Here is a 20,444-nt window from a genome sequence, read left to right on the forward strand (position 1 = left end):
GTCGAGTACCGATCCGGGGGCGGGGTGACCGTCGGACCGGCAACCGTCCCGGGCTAGAGGAAGCGCGCGATTAGGGAGACTGCCGGCGGTATCAAGCCCCGTGGCTCGAGCGTGCCGATCGAGCAGCGCTCAGTCCGAACGCTGCCACTTCGGTTCGTCCGCCACCGACGACCGCTCCTCGGCGCGGTGGGCGTCGCGGTCCGGCCAGACGTTCTCGGTCCGGTGTGGGAGAGCGGGGAGTCGCGAGCGGATATCGATCGACTCGCTGCCGAGGACCGCAAAACCAGCGAAGATCGTCAGGAAGCCGACGACCGCCAGCGGCGCGATCTGTTCGCCGAGAAGCGCCCACCCCCCGAGCGTCGAGACGACCGGCACGACGTAGAAGATCAGGTTCGCCTGGATCGCCCCGGTCTCGTCGAGGAGGGCGAAGTACGCGAGATAGGCGAGGACGCCGGCGAAGACGCTGACGTATCCGAGCGCCAGGATCGCGCCGGTGCTCCACGTGATCGCCGCCACGGATTCACCGTTGATCAGGGCCAGGCCGTGACTGAGCGCCGCCGCGAGCGGCAGCCCCCACGCGATGCGGACCGAACTCGAGAGCGTCGCGTCGGCCCGTCGGATGAGGACCGCGCCGAGCGCAGCGCTCACCGCGCCGGCGAACAGGATGGCCCGACCGAGCGCGTCGCCACCGAGCAACATTGCTGGATCGGGACTGACCACGAGCGCGACGCCGAGCAGACCGAGTACCATCCCGGCCGTTCCGCGAGCGGAGAGTCGCTCGTTCGAGAGGAGCACGGCTGCAAAGACCGGCGTCAGGATCGGGTTGAGACTGAAGACGATCGCCCCGACGGCGCTGGTCGCGTACTGCTGGCCGACGAACAGCAGCGAGTTCGCCAGTCCGATCACGAGGACGCCGGTCGCGAGAATGCCGACGACGTCGCCAGCCGTGCGCGGGAGCAACTCCTCGCGGGAGAACCGGATCGCCACGTACACCAGCATGAGGGCGGCGGCGATGTCGAACCGGAGCGCGACGAACAGCAGCGGCGGAAAGTACTCGAGACCGGCCTTCGCGGCGACGAACGTGCCGCCGAAGAAGACACTCGAGAGCACGAACAGCGCGAACGTTCGGCGATCGATCACTGACTGTACACCTCCGTTCGATCGAACGCGGAGCGTGAAAATTTCAGAAACATCATCCTGGTATTCCGTACGAACGCCGGGCATATAGTTTCGTTCAGAAATTATTTCATAGCAAGAAAGATGGCTGCCCCGTGTCTCCGTTTCGCGGTGTGAAATTATTTCAGGGTACGAAAGCGGTTTAGTCAGGGAGCCCAGAGCAGGGGTATGGAATCGGCACTCGAGGAGATCGAATTTCTCGCGCTCTCGGCGAACCGCGTGGAGGTACTCAGCCTCCTCGCCGAGCGGCGACACCGCCGCAACGAACTGGCCGAGGCAACCGGTGCCTCGCAGGCGACGCTCGGCCGAATTCTCGGCGACTTCGAGAAGCGGTCGTGGATCAGGCGCGACGAGGAGGCGTACGTGGCGACGGCGACGGGTCGGATCGTCGCCTCGGGATTTACGGATCTCCAGGAGATTCTCGAGGCCGAGATGCGACTCCGCGAGGTCGTCGACTACCTGCCGACCCACGCAATGGACGTCGACCTGCGACGCCTGGCCGACGCGACGATCACCGTCCCGTCCCAGACGCGACCGAACGCGCCGCTCTCGCGCCTGCTCGGCTTGCTGCGAGACGGGAACGAGGTTCGGACGTTCTCACACGCGTTCAACGAGCAGACGCTCGCGGTCGTCCAGGAGCGGACGGCGACGGGCGACCAGCGGTTCAGGGGCGTCTTCTCGCGGAACGCCATCGACGCCCTCACTGACGAACCGGAACTGGCTCAGCGGCTCCGAACGCTTCTCGAGACTGAAACCGTCGAGATCAGGGTCCGCGACGAGGGCGTTCCCATCGCGGCGATGATTGTCGACGACGTGGTCTACCTGCTCCTGCGCGACGAGAACGGCGTCCTCCGGGCCTCGATCGATACCGACGATCGGGCCGTGCGTTCGTGGGCCGAGGATACTTACGACCACTACTGGCGGACGGCGAAGCCCCTCGAGCCGGACGCATTTTCAACGTAGCGCCCGCTCACTCGTGGAGTGTGCGGACTGTTAAAAAGAGAGAGAGAGATTCGCCAGTACGAGAGATCCGCTGCCGTTCGCGTTCGGTAAGAACTTCCGTCGGACGATCGGTCGCCGTTCTGGTTCTAGCCGCTCCACTCGCCGGTGAGGTCGTCTGCGAGGTTCGTTCGCCAGTTGTCGAAATCAGTTTCGCAACCATCGTTCTCGTCGATGTGATCGATGAAGCCGGCGCCGGGATCGGACAGTTCGCTGCCGCAGAACGGACAGGTGCCGGGATCGGACCAGGTCGTCGTCGTGTTCACGGACATGGTACTCGAGTGGTCATCGAACTACAATATAAATCTACCCGGTAAACATACAAGATACCTAGTATGGCATTATACTACATTCATATATTGCAGTCGTCTCGAAATCGCGTTACGGTGTGTCGGCTGGATACGAATCGTCTCCCTGCTCGAGTACTGCGCCGTGTTCGTCGATCTCTCCACGGACGATCCGCGTCGAGGAGATGCGGTCGCCGTCTTCGGCGAGTACGTAGGGGGCGACGATTCCGGTCAGCGGATCGAATCCCCGTTCTCTTCGGGTTTCGTTGACCGCCTCGAGTTCGTCGACGGTTTCGGGCGAGGTGACCAGTGCGTCGATCGCGGGGTCGTCGGAGATGATCCCCTGCGGATCGTCGAGTTCGCTGATCGTGACGTCGCGATCCCACTCGTCGATGGCGTCGATGACCGACTCGAGTGACTGCTTTCGTTCCTCGTGGGATGGGATCGGCCGCGGAACGGAGCGCGTCTCGACGGCGAGTTCGTCGCTCGTCAGTCCGACGATCACGTGCTCCTCGCCGAACCGGAGGGCGTGGTCTAGCAACAGTCGGTGGCCGTCGTGGATCGGCCCGAACGTGCCGGCGACTGCAACGCGCATACCGTTTCGACGGGACCAAGAGTCAAGAATGGCGTGTCGTCTAACGAAGGGGATCCGCCGTGACCGACGTTGGCCGTCGGACGCGGAGCGAGCGTCTCGCTACCGATCGGTATAAAACGAAAAAACGGACGAACGCCACGGTTTGGAGCCGAACAGGAGTACGTTTCGACGACCCTTTCGGCCATCGTTCGCGAATCTCGCTCGCGCGGGATCCGTTACTGAGCCTTCCCACCATCCGCAGTCGCGGATGGATTACGGGCCGTTTCGGTCTCCTTCGAGGCGTTCACCTCGTCCCCGTATAACCGGGTCTTCAGTTGTACCTCTCACTCGGTTCGAACGAACCGAGTTGTTCGGTGTCTCCTCGTGGCTTCGTCCGTTACAGCATGATGTATGCTACCGAAGCACATAAAGATTACTTGCCCAGATATTGACGAGTGTTTTCCCATACAATCTATTTTCCGAATAACAACATATATAGGCTAGTTTTGGACCGCACAGCCAGTATCTACACTCGATTTCGAACTGGGAACCGGAGATAGATTTGCGTTCCACGTTACCGGCTCCGCGACGTTCTTATTAGCGTTCGAAACGTACTATGCTATCAAACAGCATGCTCGAGGAGTTCTCGGACGGCTACTACATCAGCCGACTCTGCGTCGCGGCGTACGACGGCGAACACGCGGTCATGGAGTGTACGCAACACGAAGCAGCGAACGAGCAGGTGTACGACGTCGGTGACGGCATCGGACGGGCGGACCAACCACTTCTTGTGAAGGTCGACGAGAGCCACTTCCCCGTTCTCGCGGCCGACGACGTCCCGTCGGGGACGCTCGCGGTTCCCGACGGCGTTCTCGAGGCGACTCGAGTCGACGATCCGCCGGCGATGCGATCGGTCCTGGTCGCGAAACCGGATCGGGCCACCCAGTTGCTCGAGTGGTTCACGCCTTACACGGTGAACGAGCCCGATTACACGTAGATTCTGGTTCTACAGCGAGGAAGGGATGAATCGACTCGTGCGACGACCGCTGTCGATAGCGAGCGGCCTCATACGGTCCGTTGTCGTTCGTTATCGGTGATCGCTTGGACGGGGCAGCGATCACCGGTAAAACGCTACAACGGACCGTATCAGTCGTCGTTCGGACCGACCGTCGGCGATTCGAGTCCCGGTTGGGCGGAAGCGTCGTCGAACAGCGGGCTCTGTTCGCCGGGAACGAACGTGTTGAGCACCAGCGCCGACAGCGCGGTCAGGATGACGGGTTCGCCGAAGAAGGTCCGGGCGGCCGACGGCAGCCCCGCGAGCGCTTCGGGAGTGGTCGCGATGCCGAGGCCGAGACCGAGCGAGACGGCGACGATAACCATGTTTCGGCGGTCCAGTTCGGTGTGGAGGATGATGAGACGGACGCCGCTGGCGGCGACCATGCCGACCATGAGCAGGACGGCGCCGCCGAAGACTGCGCTGGGGATCGTCGTGACGACGGCACCGACTTTCGGACTCAGGCCGAGCACCCCGAGAATGACCCCGCTGACGGCGACGACGTGGCGGCTCATCACGCCCGTGAAGCTGACGATGCCGACGTTCTGGGAGAACGTCGTCACGGGGAACGTGGCGAAGATCGAGCCGAGAGAGCTCACGATTCCGTCGGTGAAGAGTCCGCCGCGGACCTCCTCCTCGGAGGGAGAGCGACCCTCGGCGGCCGTGACGCCGGACATGTCGCCGACGGTCTCCATCGCGGAGACCAGAAAGAGGAAGGCAAAAGTAACGATCGCGATCGGTTCGAACTCGAAGCCGTACCTGGTCGGCGAGGGGACGGCGACCCACGCCGCCTCGCCGACGGGCGAGAAGTCGACGAGTCCGAGCGCGACGGCTGCTGCGTAGCCGACGACGATCGCCGCGAGGATCGACAGCAGGCGGGCGATACCGCGCGTAAAGAGGTTGAGTCCGACTGCAACGGCGAGAACGAGCGCGGCCAGTCCGATGTTGTGGAGCGCGCCGAAGTCCTCCGCACCGACGCCACCCGCGGAGTACTCCATCCCGACCGGGATGAGGTAGAGACCGATGATGACGACGACGAGTCCGGTGACGAGCGGCGGGAAGAAGGGTTTGACGCGGTCGAACTGCCAGCCGATGAGTCCCTCGACCGCGAAGCCGCTAACGAGGATTGCGCCGAAGACCGCGGCCAGCCCAAAGTCGGCGCCGATCGTCGTGATCGCGCCGACGAACGTAAAACTCGTACCCATGACGAGGGGCAACCGGGCGCCGACGGGGCCAACGGTGTACGCCTGGACGACGGTCGCCAGTCCCGAGAACAGCAGGATCATCTGGACGATGTAGGCTGTATCCCCAGGAGCGAGACCGATGCCGTCGGCGACGATGTACGCTACCGCGGTCGCCGGCACGATCATCACCGCGACGTGTTGCAACCCGAGCAGGATCGATTTCGGCCACGGCGGCCTGTCGTCGAGACCGTACTCGAGTTCCATCTCCCCATCCGTGTTAGCCGACATAGTATGGCCGCCACGTTACGAACCGGCCTACAAAAAATTTCGCAATGGCGCCCAAATCGGCACCTGGATACCCACTATCTATTCACTTTCGTGCATAGAATTGGGGGCTACGTCGTCGTCGACGGTTTCCAGCGTCTCGTGAACGGTCACCTCGCCGTCCTCGACGGTGATGTCGATGAGACTCGTCGCCTCGAACGCCGTCTCGTCGAGCGCCGAGTCGCCGACCTTCCGCATGACGACGACGATGTCCGCGATTTCGGCACCGATATCGTCCAGGGACTCGCAGATCGCCGCCAGTGTTCCGCCGGTCGAGAGCATGTCGTCGATGACGACGACGCGATCTCCCTCACTGATATCGTTGATGTACATCTCCGACTCCGAGTAGCCCGTCTCCTGGTGGAGCGACACCTCGCCCTCGAGACCGTACGGACGTTTGCGGATCACGACCAGCGGGATGTCGGTCTGGAGCGAGACGGCGGTCGCGAGGTGGATCCCCATCGCTTCCGGCGCGACGATCTTGTCGACGTCCAGGTCGGCGGTCTTCATGACTTCGACGACGACCTCTCGCAACAGAGCGGGGTCGAGCATCGGGACGCCGTTGCTGATCGGATGCACGAGGTACTCGTAGCCGTCCTTGTCGATGATCGGTGCGTCGTCCAGAGAGTCGAGGAGTCGCTCCATACCGTGGGTTCGCACAATCCGAGTAAAAGCGGTTCGTTCTCGAGAAATCGTCCGTGTGACTGGCCGACGGGGGCCACGAAAGGGGGTCGCTTGACGCTGCTCACGGGCGTCGACCAGCCGGCCGACGGCATCCTCCCGGCCGTGTCAACGGCGAGTACACCGCATTGCGACACCACGCTTAACCGTTTCGCGCGCGAGGTGCCAGTAATGAGCAAACAGGCCGAAAGCGGAACCCGGGGGGACGTGTTCGGCCTCGAGGCGCTCCGCCAGAGTCAGGCGTTTTGCGGGCCCGTCGAACCGCTCGGCGACCACGAGCACGTCGAGCCGGGCGTCCGAGCAGGGTGACACGACGGGAACATGAACGACATCGATATTCTGCTGGTAGAAGACAACCACGGCGACATTCACCTGATCGAACGGGCGTTCGACACTCGAGAGCTACCAGGGACGGTACACGTGGTCCAGACCGGGGACGACGCCCTCGACTGGCTCTCTCGCCACGAGGCGTTCGCGGACGCGCCGCGTCCCGACCTCGTGTTGCTGGATCTGAACCTGCCGGGGACCAGCGGTCACACCGTGCTCGAGGAGATCAAATCCGACCCCGATCTGCGGCGGATCCCGGTGATTATCCTGACGAGTTCGCGGGCCGAAGACGATCTGATCGACGCCTACGAGACGCACGCCAACGCGTGTCTGATCAAGCCCGTCGACCCCGAGCAGTTCGCGGATCGCATCCAGGCGTTCGTCGAATTTTGGGTATCTACTGCGACGCTACCACCGTCTTCGAACTGACGACCGTCGACAGCTCCCGATATCCACTCACGTCGTTGGAAACAGTTAGCAGTAGTTGGGAATACGGTTTCGTTATTCAGTCCTGGTGCTGAATCTGCGTCGGTCGAATCGTTGCGTAGAGAAGCGCATGGAGCGTCCGGCGTCGAGCCTGCAACCCTCCCCACCCATTGCCAGGTGGGGCTGAAAGGGCCAGGGGCTTTCGCGGTACTCGCTCCGGGAGCAGCTCCTGCTCGCACGAACACACGGGATAGCCACGCCCTCCCCAGCCGACTCACTCGCTGACGGGCTCACGGCCGCTGGCCGTTCGCCGCTCCGCGGCGCTACGCGCCGCGCTGCGCTCGTTCGTCCCTCGCACACTGGTGTCGACCGTCCTCACTGGTGCTCACGGTTCCCTTCGGTCACCGTTCGCTTTCCGAGGTGCTCGCAGGCTCGCACCTCGCTACGTTCGGCCGGTCGACAGCGCGCGCCACCGCAGGAAGGGAGCCGGACCGCGTACTCCGCTTTCGGAAGTGATACGTCGTTCCCTCGTACGTAACGCGAGTTTCACGACCAACGCTGAATAACGAAATCGCGCTACGATCTACTATTGGGCGACGTGTGTCGTGAGTGAGTCGAGGCGTGTGTCCGAATTCCGGACTACGAACTCGTTCGGCCGTGAACAGATATCGCAGTTCGATCACGAAATGTCATCGGCATTCGACCGCGGCATTTATGTCACCAGATCACTGAGTTGGGTTAACTGATACTCGAGCCCATATGAGTGAGAGCAACCAAACCAGGGAAGCTACTCAAACTACCAGCGAGGAGGCGCTGAGCCTCGAGAGCCCCATCGAGGCACTGCAAACGAGCGCCGACTTCCAGGGACCCGTCGAGTCACTAAACGGTGACTCGTGTAACGATCACTTCGCGCTGATCTACGAGTCCACGGCCGACCAGTTCGCGGCCGCGGTCCCCTTCATCCGCCAGGGGCTCGAACGAGGCGAGCGGTGTCTGTACGTCGTCGGAGAGAACTCGGAAGCCAGCGTCCGGGCGGCGCTCGAAGCGGGGGGCGTCGACGTCGTCGCCGCCGTCGAGTCCGGAGCGCTCTCGTTCGAGACGATCCAGGACACCTACCTCGGCGACGGCGGGTTCGACGCCGAGAGGATGATGTCGCTGTACGCCGACTACATCGAGGACGCCACCGCGGAGTACGAGGCGTTTCGGTTGGCCGCCGAGATGACGTGGATCCTCGAGGCCGACGTGACGGTCGAGGAGTGCATGGAGTACGAGAGCGAAGTGAACGACCTCTTCGACGACGAGGACGCCATCGCGCTCTGTCAGTACGATCGCCGGAAGTTTCCCTCGGACGTCATCTGCGACGTCGTTCGAGTCCACCCTCACCTGATCTACGACAACACGGTCTGTCACAACTTCTACTACACGCCGCCCGAGGCGTTCTGCAGCCCGGGCCAGTCGGACCACGAACTCGACCGGATGCTGGGAACGCTGCTCGACCGAACCGAGGCGAGAGCCGAGCTACAGGAGCGCGAACGGTACCTCCGCAGACAGAACGAGATCACGGCGGATCCCGAGAAGTCGTTCGAGGAGAAGCTCCAGGCGCTGCTCGATCTCGGCTCCGAGCGGTTCGGTCTCGAACTCGGCGCGATGGCCCGCGTCGACACCGAGGACGACTGGTTCCAGGTCGAGTACGTCAGCGACGACCACGAGCACTTCGAACCGGGCGTCGAACTGCCGCTGTCGGAAACGTACTGCACCGCCGCGACCGAGATCAGGGCCGCAGGGAGCGTCTCGGATCCCGAACGGGAAGGGTACGACGACATCTTCGTCTACCGGGAGTTCGGCATTCGAGCGTATCTCGGAACGTACATCGGGGTCGACGGCGGCACCGACCGAACGTTCTTTTTCGTCTCCTCCGAACCGCGCAACGACGGGTTCTCCGAGGACGAACACGCCTTCCTCCGGTCGATGGGACAGTGGGTGAAGTACGAACTCGAGCAACACCAGCGCGAGCGCGAACTCGAACGGACGGTCGATCGCCTCGAGACCTCGAACGAACGCCTCGAGCAGTTCGCACACGCCGCCAGCCACGACTTACAGGAGCCACTTCGGATGGTCTCGAGCTACCTCCGGCTGATCGAGCAGCGGTCCGACAACGAACTCTCAGCGGAGAGCGAGGAGTTCCTCGACTTCGCGGTCGACGGCGCCGATCGGATGCGCAACATGATCGATCAACTCCTCACGTACTCTCGCATCGAGCGGTGTGGTGAGTCGTTCGAACCGCTCGACCTCGATCCCGTTCTCGAGGACGTCCGTGAAGACCTCCGGTTCCACCTCGAGGAAACCGATGCGGCGCTCTCGGCGGAGTCGCTTCCCCGCGTCGAGGGTGACAGTAACCAGCTTCGACAGCTGTTCCAGAATCTCCTGTGTAACGCGATCAAGTACTCGGGAGAATCGCCGCCACAGATCGACGTGACGGCCGAACGAGACGGCGACTCGTGGGTGATCGCCGTCCACGACGAGGGGATCGGGATCGAACCCAGCGAGCAAGAGCGGATCTTCGACGTCTTCGATCGACTCCACAGTCGCGAGGAGTACGACGGAACGGGGATCGGGCTCGCGCTCTGTGAACGGATCGTCGAGCGCCACGGCGGCGAGATCTGGGTCGAGTCCGAACCCGGTCGCGGCTCGACGTTCTCGTTCACGCTTCCGACGCTGGCCGACAGTGCCCGATAACGTCTCGATACGTTTTCTCTCGGCGATTACCGTAGCGCCTCGAGAGCGTACCGATCGTCATACTGTCGGACAGAACTATTCAGGGATCGGGTCGCTCGAACTCGGCCGTCACCGCAAGCGGAGCGTTGATCGGGGCCGAATGCGACCGATTCCCTATGGACGACCGCGACCGCTGGAACCGCCGCTACCGGGGGGACGAGCCGCGGGAGACGCCCGCTGAGATTGTTCACGAGCACGTCGACGACCTCCCGCGAGGGACCGCCCTCGACGTGGCGTGTGGCGGCGGCCGGAACGCGATCTTCCTCGCGGAGCACGGCTTCGACGTCACGGCGACCGACATCTCCGACGAGGCGCTCGAGCACGCTCGCCGACGCGCCGACGACGCTGGCGTCGACGTCGACTTCGTTCGAACGGACGTGGACGCGATGGATCTCGGGGAGCAGACGTACGACGTCATCGTTGTCACCTACTTCCGGACGCGGGAGCGACTCCCCGACCTCGTCGACGCGCTCACGCCGGGCGGCGTGCTCTGCTACGAACACCGACTGGAGACCGGCGAGGGACACCGCTTTCGCGTCCAGCCGAACGAACTCCTCCGCGCGTGTCTCGACCTGCGGATCGTTCGCTACGAGGAACCACTCGAGGTGACGCCGGAGGACTGTACGGTGCGTCTCGTGGCGCGTCGTCCCCGCTGACCGAACCACTCCCCGAAAAGCAAAGCCGCTGCTCGAGGTAGTGTGCCGGTTGAACGAACCCATGCTGTATGAGAACACCAACCAAACCCGGCGAACGCTCCTCCGGACAGTCGGCATCGCAGGGCTCGCCGGCGTCGCCGTCCCGTCCGGGGCGCGGACCCGTCGAGCGGACCACGAGACGATTCGCGTTCCCGAGGACCGCTCGACGATCCAGGCGGCCGTCGACGACGCCGATCCAGGTACCCTCGTCCTCGTCGAACCGGGCACGTACGAGGAGGCCATCGAGGTCGAGACGCCGGAACTCACGATCCGGGGAACGGACCGTAACGAGGTCGTCCTGGACGGCGAGTTCGACCGGGAGCACGGGATCGTCGTCGAAGCCGACGGCGTCGCACTCGAGAACATGACCGCACGACACTACCGGGTCAACGCCTTCTACTGGCGGTACGTCGAGGGGTTCCGGGGAAGCTTCCTCACGGCGTACAACAACGGGGACTACGGCGTCTATGGCTACCGATCTCGCGACGGCCGGTTCGAGCACAGCTACGCGTCGGGGCACGTCAGCGCCGGCTTCTACCTCGGGCGGAACCACCCCTTCGAGGCCGTGATCGAGAACGTCGTGGCCGAGCACAACAACCTGGGGTACTCCGGCACGAGCGCGGGCGGCGACCTGACGATCCGGGACTCGACCTGGCGGTACAACAGGGCCGGAATCGTTCCGAACACGCTGGACGAGGCGGACCCGCCCCAGGAGGAGAACCACATCGTGAACAACGAAGTCTACGAGAACCACAACACCGACGCGCCGGCGAAGGAACTCACCTACCCGGCGTTCGGGACGGGGATCCTCCTCTGGGGCGGCCTGGACAACCTCGTCGAAGACAACGAGGTGCGCGACCACGAGAATTTCGGCATCGCCGCCGAACCGAACGTGGCCGAACCGTCGGGAAACGAGGTGCGAGAGAACGACGTCGGCGACTCCGGAGTCGCCGACCTGGCGCTCGGCGACCCCGCGGGAGACGACAACCGATTCGCGGACAACGAGTTCCGCTCGAGTCTCCCCGAGGACATCGAGTCCGAGGCGGCCGTGAGCGACGGATCCGAGCGAGTCACCGCGGTGTACGAGGAACAGGAGCAACGGGCCGAGGACGGCGATTTCGAGGCCGGCGACTGGCGCGACCAGCCGACGCCGGACGATCGACCGACGATGCCCGACCCGGAGGCGCCGCCCCGGGCCGCGGACAAGGAGACGTCCTGGGAGACGTAACGCGGTCGCACCCGCCGGGCGATTCGGACCAGCGAACCACCCCGAAGCACGAAGTCGCTGCTCGAGGTACGACGAGAACCGGGTGAGCGAGATGGAACCGACGCGGCGAACCCTGCTCCGGGCGGTCGGTGCGGCGGGCGCACTCGGGGGTATCAGGGAGACGACCGCTGCAGAAGACCAGTCCGAGCAGGAGGAAGCGGAGACGCCCGGTGCGACGCCGACGCCGCCGGTCGACGAGATTCCGCCGGGCGGAACCGGTGACGGCTTCGAACTCGTCGGCCACGTGCCCCTGCTCGACGAGCACCAGTACGTCGGCGACGAGTTCTTCGACGTTCCCAGGGGATCGAACGGCGATATCACCGTCGCCGGCGACTGCGTCTACGTCGGCTCGTTCGTCGGCTACCAGCCGCCACTGATCGTCGATATCGGCAATCCGAGCGATCCCGAGGTCGTCGGTCCGGTTCCCGACGCCGTTCCGGGCGTCGGCAACGGCATCGAGGGTATCGAAGCGAGCGGCGACGTACTGGTGATCGACCACCGCGATCCGCTCGGCGACCTCGAGTTCACTCCCCCCGAGGACGACCCCGAGCGCGGGTTGAGCGTCTACGACGTCTCGACGCCTCGAGAGCCGGAACTCGTGACGCGGTACGATTACGGCGGGCTCGACGTCCACGCGGTCTCGCTCTGGCGGGATCCCGAGGAACCGGAGCGACTGCTCGCCGTCCAGTCGTTCACCGACGTGCCGAACATTATGGTCCTCGATCTGACCGGCTGTCCCGACGAAGACGACTGCGACCCCGAAGTCGTCGCCGAGTGGGCGCTCGAGACCCAGACCGGGATCGACGAGCACACGCACGAGGCGATGTTGTCGACCGACGGCCGGCGACTGTACGTCTCGCAGTTCGACGCCGGCCTCTTCCTGCTCGACAGCACGAACCTGCTCTCGGACCTCCGCGACGACGCCGACGAGTACAACCCCGCGCCGCCCGAGTCGACCCCCGGCGACGACCACCGGTTGACCCTCCTCAATCCGGACGTCGACGATCGGCTCGAGACGGATCCGCCCTTCCACGGCGAGTGGCACCACACGCCGCTCAAGGTTCCCGACCGGCCGTACCTCCTGTCGCTGTCGGAGTCCGCGGGTCCGCGCTGGGACGAGGACGACGAAGAAATCCTCACGGCCAACTGCCCCGGCGCGTTCACCAGGCTGGTCTACGTCGGCGAGGACGAGTACGCCCACGGGCCGGCCGGCCGGGGCGAGCCGATGCGAGGTGATCGCCACCCCGAAATCGCCGGCGTCTTCGGGCTCCCGGAGCAGCGACTCGAGCACTGCGGGCCTGAGGGGTGGGAACCGGACGAGGACGAGAACGGGGACGAAGTCGCGCTCCCGGCGTGGTTCAGCCCCCACTACGCGACGGTGTTCCCGGACGTCGCGTTCGTCACGTACTACGGCGCCGGCCTCCGGGCGATCGACATCTCGAACCCGTTCTCCCCGGTCGAGGCTGGCTACTTCTTCAACGACCCGGTCGAGGAGGTTCGCTGGGCATCCTACGGCATCTACGGCGAGACGGAGTACCGGAACGAAACCGACCTCGACGAAGACGACCTTCCCCCGAACCTCGGCCCGGCGGACGTCGACGACGACCTCGCCCTGCGACGACCCGCGCCCGGACCGAACCACCTGTTCGCGTTCAGCTTCCCCGTGATCCACGACGGCTCCGTCGTCTACGCCGACGTCCACAGCGGGCTCTACGTCCTCGAGTACGACGGTCCCCACGCCGACCAGCTTCCGGACGACGGGACCTGCATCTCGGGGAATCCGGGCGCCGCGGAACCCGGGTACGAGCCCTGCCCGCCGTACGGAGAGACCGACTGGGGATCGGCCCCGGAGGACGGTTCGGACTCCCAGTGACGGCCCCGATCACTCGCCCAGGATCCACCACCCCTCGAGCCGATCCGTCACGGCGTCGGTGACGTCGGTGAGGTAGGGAAGCCCCCAGCGGGCGACGACGATCGCGCCGATCGTGTTGAACACGATATCCGTCATCGTGTCGTCGAGTCCGTGCTGGGCGAGGGGCATCTCGAGGCCGGTGACGCCCGCGACGACGTCGAACCCGAACTCGCCGATCTCCCAGAAGACGCCGAACGCGAGGACGAAGACCACGATGAATCCCGGCGTCAGTTCGGACGGAAGATGGATCTCGTCGCGGTGCTCGTCGAGAGTTCGGATTGCGATGTAACCGAGGCCACCGACGAGCGTCGCCGAGAGCGGGTGGGTGATGTTGTGCCACCAGAACGAGCGGTCGTAGATGTAGAACGAGCCGATCGCGTGGAGGAAGACGACCAGCGTGATCCAGAGCACGAGTCCCGAATCGAACGGGATATCGTACCGCCGACGGAGCACGGTGGGTACGAACGTCACCGCGAGCATTGCGGTCGCGTTGGAGATCGCCCCGGTGTCGAGCGTCGTGACGCCGTAGACGAGGATCGCGACCATCCCGAGCCGAAGCGCCCAGACGAGTCCGCCCTGTGCGCGTTCGGAAAACGGCAGGCGCTCCTCGAGTGGCGGGCGACCGTCGATGTCGGCTTTCGTCGCGAACACATCCTCGTCGACGCCCTCGACGGGCGCCGAGACGAGCTCTTCGCCGGGAAAGCGCCGGTAGTAGAGATCGAAGCAGACCCCCGCGAAGAGCCCCGCCGCGGTCGCGGTGATCAGCAGCCACATCAGCTGCGTGTTGTTCGCGAGGATGCCGGTTCCCGCGACGAGGTCCTGTGCCCAGGTGAGCATCGCCCAGGTCGCCGCGATCGCTGCCGTCAGCATCGTGACGAAGCTGACGGCGAGCCACCGCTCGAGCCGAACCTCGGTGAGCGCGTGCACCTCGAGCGTGAGCGCGAGCGCGATCGCCGCGGCGCCGGCGTAGAGGACGAGCTGGCGGCTCCAGAGGTCGGGAGCGAACACGGCCGCAAGCAGCGGGAGGATCGCGATCGCCGTCACTTCCCAGGGGAGGGCCGCCTGCTTCGAACCGAGCGCGATCACGGGGACGAGCGCGACCGTCGCGACGGTCGCGGCGAACAGTACTTCGTGGACGAGACCGTCGAGGAGCGCTCGCGCACCGATGAACAGCACGACTGCGAGCGCTAGCCAGGAGATCGCGGCGTTCGATCGCTCGCCGTGGAACGCTCGAGTTGGGGTGCGTGACATCGTCAGGCAACAGGTTCGTTCGTCGTCCGTCGTACGCGGTCGATATCGGCGGGTCAGTGCACCGTATGTCGAGTTTGAGGTAAAGTTCGAGGCTTGCAGAATTCGACCGAGGGTGGGGTGGGGGGGGAGAGCGCAACGGCCGCTTGCTCGAACACGCCGCGCCCATATGTGGTTCCCTATCGAACACGTGTGATCACACGATGATGGCCACGACCCACGCGTTCGCGGGACTCGCACTCGCCGCCGTCCTCGCACTCGTCGCGCCGCAGTTCGCGTTCGTCGTCGCCGTCGCGGCGATCGCCGGCGGGATATTTCCCGACCTCGACCTCTATGCGGGTCACCGGCGGACGCTCCACTTCCCCGTCTACTACTGGCTGCTCGCGGCGCCGGCGGCCGTCGTCGCGGTGGCCGTCCCGACCGAGACGACCGTCGCCGTCGCGGTCTTCCTCCTCGCCGCCGCGCTGCACTCGTTTACGGACGTCTTCGGCGGCGGCCTCGAGTTGAAGCCGTGGGAGGGGACCTCCGACCGGGCGGTCTACAGCCACTACCACGGCCGCTGGCTCGAGCCGCGACGCTGGGTTCGCTACGACGGGTCGCCGGCGGACCTCGCGCTCGCCGGCGTGCTGGCGGTTCCCGCGCTGGTGGTCTTCGACGGGATCGTCCAGACCGTCGTGATCGCGCTGCTCGCGGTTTCGGCGGGGTACGCGCTCGTGCGAAAGCCGCTCGTCGTGGTCGCCGAGTGGCTGCTCGAGCGAGTCCCCGACCCCGTCCTGGAGTACCTCCCCGATCGGTTCTTGCCGATCGAGCAGTCGGACCTCGAACGAATCGGCGACTGACGAAGTCGGGCGATCGACCTCGACGACCGGACTACGACAGCCGCCTGGAACCGAGTTCGTCGGCTGCGATCATCGCGTCCCGGACCTCGTCACTACTGACGTCGAACGCATTGTGAATCGTCTCCTCGTCGGCGACCGCTGCCTGCGCGACCCGGTCGAGGTCGTCGTGTGAGGGATCCTCGACGCCGACTTCGGCGAGCGTTACGGGGAGATCGACCTCGATCGAGAAGTCGATCACGTCCTCGACGAACGCGTCGCTTCGCCCCTCGAGGACGAGTTGGGTGATCGTCCCGACGTTCACCTTCTCGCCGTGGGTCGCGTGGTGAGTCTCCTCAAGTTGCGTGAGCCCGTTGTGGACCGAGTGGGCGGCCGCAATGCCGCCGTTTTCGAAGCCGAGTCCGCTCAGGAGGGTGTTTGCCTCGGTGACCGCTTCGACGCTTTCGGTGACGATCCCCTTCTCGATCGCCTGTACCGACGAGACGCCGTGATCCCGCAACAGGTCGTAGCAGAGCCTCGAGAGCGAGTGTGCGGCGTAAGTGGGGTCCTCGTCGAAGAAGTTCTCCCCGTCGGCCCGACGAACCGCGTCGGCCTCGAACCACGTCGCCATCGCGTCCGCGATCCCCGACGTAAAGAACCGTACGGGTGCGCCGGCGATGATCGACGTATCGACGAGCACCAGATCCGGATGCTCCTCGTAGAACCAGTAGCGCTCGAACTCGCCGTCCTCGGAGTAGATCACGGAGAGACTCGAGGTCGGCGCGTCGGTCGAGGCGATCGTCGGCATCGATACCATCGCACCGCCCGCCTGTTCCCGAACGGCTTTCGCGGTATCGAGCGCTTTCCCGCCGCCGGCGCCGACGATCGCGTCGGCATCGGCGTCCCGAGCGACCTCCGTCAGCCGATCGATCTCCGCCTCGGAAGACTCGCCGCCGAACTCCTCGAGCGTCGCGTCGACGTCGCTCCCCTCGAGGCTCGTTTCGGCCTGCTCGCCGACGATCTCGAGGACGTCGGCGTCGGCGAGCACGAGCGCCGAATCGGCGACCGGTTTGAGTCGATCCCCGAGCTGATCGACGACGTCGCGGCCCTGTACGTACGCTGCTGGTGATTCGAACGATCGAGTCATAGGGAGCCTCTCACCGAGGAGGGACAAATAGTCGACCTCTGACGAACTGACGAGTTCCGTCGGGAAAGACCCTCGAGTCGGACGACGATGGCGTAGCCCGCCGGTATCCGAACGCTCGCGGACACCACTGTTAGGCACGTCGGTTAGATGCGTCGTGTTCCTACCGACGCTGATGACCGACGTTACCGTGATCGGTGGCGGGATCGGCGGCCTCTCGGCGGCACAGGAACTCGCCGAGCGCGGGTTCGACGTGACCGTCTACGAGGCGAACGACCGTTTCGGCGGAAAAGCTCGGTCGATGCCGATCGCCGACGGGCCGGAGCCGCTCCACGGCGAGCACGGCTTTCGCTTCTTCCCGGCGTTCTACCGTCACGTCGTCGACACGATGGAGCGGATTCCCGACGGCGCCGGGACCGTCGCCGACAACCTCGTCGAAACCGAGGCGACACTGATCGCGAGCACGTATCAGCCCGATCGGATCGCCGAAACCGGGACGCCCGACTCGCTTCGCGGGTGGCTCGAGGCACTCCGGCCGGCGTTCGCTGAGGATCTGCCCGCCGACGACGTCCGCTTTCTGCTCGAGCGGCTGGCGTACCTGCTGACCGCCTGTGAGCAGCGACGCGAGCACGAACTGGACGAAATCTCCTGGTGGGAGTTCATCGACGCCGAGAACCGATCGCAGGAGTTCCAGGATCGGCTCGCGTTCGCCACGCAGTCGCTGGTGGCGCTTCGGCCGGAGGTCGGCAGCGCCCGGACGATCGGGACGATCTACATGCAGTTACTGTTCGGTCAGCTCGATCCGACGAGACCGACCGAGCGGATTCTAAACGGGCCGACGAACGAGGTCTGGATCGATCCCTGGATCGAGTACCTCGACCGTCTCGGAGTCGAGTTCCACCCCGGAACGCCGGCGCGCGGGCTCACCTTCGACGGTCGACGGATCACGGGTGTCGAGCTGGCCGACGGAAGCCGCGCGAACGGCGACGAGTACGTTCTCGCGGTGCCCGTCGAGGTCGCCCCCGAGTTCGTCACGCCCGAGCTGGCACGGGCGGCGCCCGAACTCGGACGGATCGAGCGCCTCGAGACCGCGTGGATGAACGGGATCCAGTTCTACCTCGCCGAGGACGTCGAACTCACCCGCGGCCACCAGGTGTACGCCGACGCGCCCTGGGCGCTCACCTCGATCTCCCAGCGCCAGTTCTGGACCGGCTACGACGTCGACGAGCACGGCCCCGACGAGGTCGAAGGCGTCCTCTCGGTGATCGCCTCCGACTGGGAGACGCCCGGAATCGTCTACGGCAAGCCGGCGAAGCACTGCAGCCGCGAGCAGATCGCCACCGAGATCTGGGAACAGCTCAAGCGCCACCTCAACGGCCCCGAGACCCGCCTTACTGACGAGCTACTGGTCGACTGGTTCCTCGATCCCGCGCTCGTCGAGGTCGGCAGTAGGTCGGAGACACACCGAGGAGACGGCGACGCCGTTGACGGCGTCGAGAACCGTTCCCCCCTGCTGATCAACACCGTCGGCGCGCTGCGCAACCGCCCGCCGGCAGACGTCGGGGTTCGAAACCTCACGCTCGCAGGCGACTACGTGCGAACGAACAGCGATCTCGCATCGATGGAGTCGGCCAACGAGGCCGGCCGCCGGGCCGCGAACGCGATCTGTCGGCGCCACGGCATCCGCGACGAGGCGCGGATCTGGGACCTCGAGGAACCCGCGTTTCTCGAGCCGTTCAAGCGACAGGACCGCATCCGATACCGGCTCGGACTCCCTCACCCGGCCGAAGTGACACAGTCGCTACGGACGTTTGCCGATCGGCTCGGCGGCCGAGTCTGAGTGCGAGAGACGAGGAACCGGACCCCCATCCCGTCTCTCGCTCGCTCACGCGCGCAGCGAGCTTTTCAGTGTCGCCAGGGTAGGGGGTCCGTGACTCGACTCTCGACGGTCGTCATCCTCGTCGGAATCGCACGGCTCGTTCCCCTCCCACCGCCGCTGGGGATCGTTCTCGGCGCCCTCCTGACCTTCGTTGGCGTCGCGCTCAGGCGGATCACCGACCGGTAGTCCGCTCACAGTCGTCGCAGTCGGCGGGAGCGTGAACTCGTCGGGTAATCGGCGGCCTCGAGGAGGTCCTGCCCGTCGCCAGTGAGGTCGTGCGTCTCTCGTCCGCAATCCTCACGAGTATTATCAGATACGATGAGTACCTGGCAGTATGCCCTGTCTATCGGTAATAGTCTCCTCGAAATCAATGGCCTCGGCACTCATAGGGCTCGTCACCACCGGGTGCCGAGTCCGGCTCGGAGCGGGTGCGTCGTCATCGGCCACTCGAGTCTACGCTACTCCTCCCAAAGACGGTTTGGATCCGACGACGACGCTACGGTTTGAATCCGACGACGCGGTCACTCCGACGACGCGGCGAAGCCGGCGTTCCACTCGTCGATGAGGTTCTCGAGTCGGTTGGTTCGCCCACGGGAGAACGTCGCCGGGGCGCGATCGGTCGGCGATTCGGTCCCATCTTCTGGCGGCGTCGTGGCGGAGTACGGACCGGTTGTCGGGTGGTTTCGGGTCGAGTCTGGCTGGGGGTGAAGTCGTTGTGTGCTCATTGTCGGTCGTGATCGGCTGGTTCGGCGGCGGACGGTGCTAGCTCGTCGAGAATTAGGCGAGTACGGCTACGTGTACGACCGACATCTGTACCTCTCCCTTCCGGGGGGTAGATCATAAAAGTTCGTGATGGATCAAATATGCGCGAACACACGACCGACTCCGCTGAACACCGACCGTGTCGGCGCCTGCGCCCCGATACGTTATCCCGGCGGATGGCAGAGTACTCGAGTACAACGATGCCCGAACCGGACGTGAGTTTCGTCGTCCCCGCGAAGAACGAGGCGGACTACCTTCGCGAGACGCTCGCGAGCATCGCGGCCCTCGAGACGGACTACGCCTACGAGGTGGTCGTTGTCGACGGCGAATCGACCGACGAGACCCGGGCCATCGCCCGCGAGTACGACGCGACCCTGATCGTCGGCGAGGGCTCGAGCATCGCCGCCGACAGAAATCGCGGCGCGGAACGCGCGAGCGGCGAGTGGCTGGCGTTCGTCGACGCCGACACCCGCGTCCGACCGACCTACCTGACGGAGATGCTCGGCTTCGTCGAGTCGAACGGGCTGGCGGCCGCGAGCTCGGCCTGCCGGATGACCGGCCCCTGGCGGGCGAAGCTCGTGGAGGCGACGATCAACCACGTCTTCCCGCGGCTCGAGTACCCCATCCTCCCCGGCTTCAACGTCTTCGTCCACCGGGCTGCGTTCGAGGAGGTGGGTGGCTTTCCGCCGGTTCCGAACGAAGATACTGCGTTCAGCCGTCGGCTCGCTCGCCAGCTCCCGACCGACTACTACCCGTCGGTTCTCGTGGAGAGTTCGGGCCGGCGGATCGCCGACGACGGTCTGACGGGGACGCTCTGGCACTACGCGACGCTGGACGTCGAACGGATCCGCGCGAGCACCTGACCCGCCGCCGACCCGACTGTCGATCGCCCCCGCTCGGCACCGTCAGGCCGAC

At 65.1% G+C, this 20,444-nt stretch carries 20 protein-coding genes; 12 read left to right on the top strand and 8 right to left on the bottom strand.

The features are described from left to right. Positions 1–129 precede the first annotated feature (129 nt). Entirely contained in the window at positions 130–1,140 is a 1,011-nt protein-coding gene (locus CV102_RS12325) for a DMT family transporter (RefSeq protein WP_148858303.1), read from the bottom strand. A gap of 204 nt (positions 1,141–1,344) precedes the next feature. Between CV102_RS12325 and CV102_RS12330 the strand changes: the two genes are divergently transcribed. Next, positions 1,345–2,139, top strand: a complete 795-nt coding sequence (locus tag CV102_RS12330; protein ID WP_148858304.1) for a helix-turn-helix transcriptional regulator — start codon at positions 1,345–1,347, stop codon at positions 2,137–2,139. Between the two features lie 125 nt (positions 2,140–2,264). On the opposite strand, the gene CV102_RS12335 is transcribed toward CV102_RS12330, so the two are convergent. Together CV102_RS12335 and CV102_RS12340 are read right to left on the bottom strand one after the other, a co-directional pair. Further along, positions 2,265–2,447, bottom strand: coding sequence for a DUF7501 family protein (locus CV102_RS12335; protein WP_148858305.1), 183 nt, complete (start codon positions 2,445–2,447; stop codon positions 2,265–2,267). A 109-nt stretch (positions 2,448–2,556) separates the two neighbouring features. Continuing rightward, a complete protein-coding gene (locus tag CV102_RS12340) occupies positions 2,557–3,057 on the bottom strand; it encodes a phosphopantetheine adenylyltransferase (protein ID WP_148858306.1) in 501 nt (166 codons plus the stop codon). Between the two features lie 595 nt (positions 3,058–3,652). Here CV102_RS12340 and CV102_RS12345 point away from each other — a divergent pair. Beyond that, positions 3,653–4,033 carry a DUF5802 family protein gene (locus tag CV102_RS12345; RefSeq protein WP_233710677.1) on the top strand — a complete coding sequence of 127 codons (381 nt, stop codon included), beginning with the start codon at positions 3,653–3,655 and terminating at the stop codon, positions 4,031–4,033. Positions 4,034–4,182: 149 nt separating this feature from the next. On the opposite strand, the gene CV102_RS12350 is transcribed toward CV102_RS12345, so the two are convergent. Both CV102_RS12350 and hpt read right to left on the bottom strand, forming a co-directional pair. Then, complete coding sequence (locus CV102_RS12350; RefSeq protein ID WP_148858307.1) at positions 4,183–5,562, bottom strand: uracil-xanthine permease family protein; 1,380 nt, start codon at positions 5,560–5,562, stop codon at positions 4,183–4,185. Positions 5,563–5,640: 78 nt separating this feature from the next. After that, a complete protein-coding gene (hpt, locus tag CV102_RS12355) occupies positions 5,641–6,243 on the bottom strand; it encodes a hypoxanthine/guanine phosphoribosyltransferase (RefSeq protein ID WP_148858308.1) in 603 nt (200 codons plus the stop codon). A 207-nt stretch (positions 6,244–6,450) separates the two neighbouring features. Between hpt and CV102_RS25975 the strand changes: the two genes are divergently transcribed. From CV102_RS25975 to CV102_RS12380, 6 genes are all read left to right on the top strand, one after another. Then, positions 6,451–6,588: a hypothetical protein gene (locus CV102_RS25975; protein ID WP_187432951.1), complete on the top strand. Its 138-nt coding sequence runs from the start codon at positions 6,451–6,453 to the stop codon at positions 6,586–6,588. 12 nt (positions 6,589–6,600) lie between these two features. Then, a complete protein-coding gene (locus CV102_RS12360) occupies positions 6,601–7,035 on the top strand; it encodes a response regulator (protein WP_148858309.1) in 435 nt (144 codons plus the stop codon). 756 nt (positions 7,036–7,791) lie between these two features. Further along, entirely contained in the window at positions 7,792–9,768 is a 1,977-nt protein-coding gene (locus tag CV102_RS12365; protein WP_148858310.1) for an MEDS domain-containing protein, read from the top strand. Between the two features lie 155 nt (positions 9,769–9,923). Further along, complete coding sequence (locus CV102_RS12370; RefSeq protein ID WP_148858311.1) at positions 9,924–10,463, top strand: class I SAM-dependent methyltransferase; 540 nt, start codon at positions 9,924–9,926, stop codon at positions 10,461–10,463. 61 nt (positions 10,464–10,524) lie between these two features. Then, complete coding sequence (locus tag CV102_RS12375) at positions 10,525–11,730, top strand: right-handed parallel beta-helix repeat-containing protein (protein WP_148858312.1); 1,206 nt, start codon at positions 10,525–10,527, stop codon at positions 11,728–11,730. A 91-nt stretch (positions 11,731–11,821) separates the two neighbouring features. Then, on the top strand, positions 11,822–13,642 hold the full coding sequence (locus CV102_RS12380) for an LVIVD repeat-containing protein (protein WP_233710682.1): 1,821 nt from the start codon (positions 11,822–11,824) through the stop codon (positions 13,640–13,642). A gap of 9 nt (positions 13,643–13,651) precedes the next feature. Here CV102_RS12380 and CV102_RS12385 read toward each other — a convergent pair whose 3' ends face one another. Next, positions 13,652–14,932: a hypothetical protein gene (locus tag CV102_RS12385; RefSeq protein WP_148858314.1), complete on the bottom strand. Its 1,281-nt coding sequence runs from the start codon at positions 14,930–14,932 to the stop codon at positions 13,652–13,654. 200 nt (positions 14,933–15,132) lie between these two features. On the opposite strand from CV102_RS12385, the gene CV102_RS12390 reads away from it, so the two are divergent. Further along, on the top strand, positions 15,133–15,768 hold the full coding sequence (locus CV102_RS12390; protein ID WP_148858315.1) for a metal-dependent hydrolase: 636 nt from the start codon (positions 15,133–15,135) through the stop codon (positions 15,766–15,768). 31 nt (positions 15,769–15,799) lie between these two features. Here CV102_RS12390 and CV102_RS12395 read toward each other — a convergent pair whose 3' ends face one another. Then, a complete protein-coding gene (locus CV102_RS12395; RefSeq protein WP_148858316.1) occupies positions 15,800–16,891 on the bottom strand; it encodes a glycerol dehydrogenase in 1,092 nt (363 codons plus the stop codon). Positions 16,892–17,063: 172 nt separating this feature from the next. On the opposite strand from CV102_RS12395, the gene CV102_RS12400 reads away from it, so the two are divergent. Then, positions 17,064–18,728: a hydroxysqualene dehydroxylase gene (locus tag CV102_RS12400; protein ID WP_148858317.1), complete on the top strand. Its 1,665-nt coding sequence runs from the start codon at positions 17,064–17,066 to the stop codon at positions 18,726–18,728. Positions 18,729–18,818: 90 nt separating this feature from the next. Beyond that, positions 18,819–18,953 carry a transporter gene (locus CV102_RS26370; RefSeq protein WP_222863693.1) on the top strand — a complete coding sequence of 45 codons (135 nt, stop codon included), beginning with the start codon at positions 18,819–18,821 and terminating at the stop codon, positions 18,951–18,953. A 335-nt stretch (positions 18,954–19,288) separates the two neighbouring features. On the opposite strand, the gene CV102_RS12405 is transcribed toward CV102_RS26370, so the two are convergent. Further along, positions 19,289–19,492 (bottom strand): hypothetical protein, encoded by a 204-nt coding sequence (locus tag CV102_RS12405; protein ID WP_148858318.1) that lies wholly within the window; start codon positions 19,490–19,492, stop codon positions 19,289–19,291. Positions 19,493–19,729: 237 nt separating this feature from the next. Between CV102_RS12405 and CV102_RS12410 the strand changes: the two genes are divergently transcribed. Beyond that, a complete protein-coding gene (locus CV102_RS12410; protein ID WP_233710678.1) occupies positions 19,730–20,392 on the top strand; it encodes a glycosyltransferase in 663 nt (220 codons plus the stop codon). The last annotated feature ends 52 nt before the right edge of the window (positions 20,393–20,444 follow it).

The organism is Natronococcus pandeyae, from assembly GCF_008122205.1.
GTDB lineage: Archaea > Halobacteriota > Halobacteria > Halobacteriales > Natrialbaceae > Natronococcus > Natronococcus pandeyae.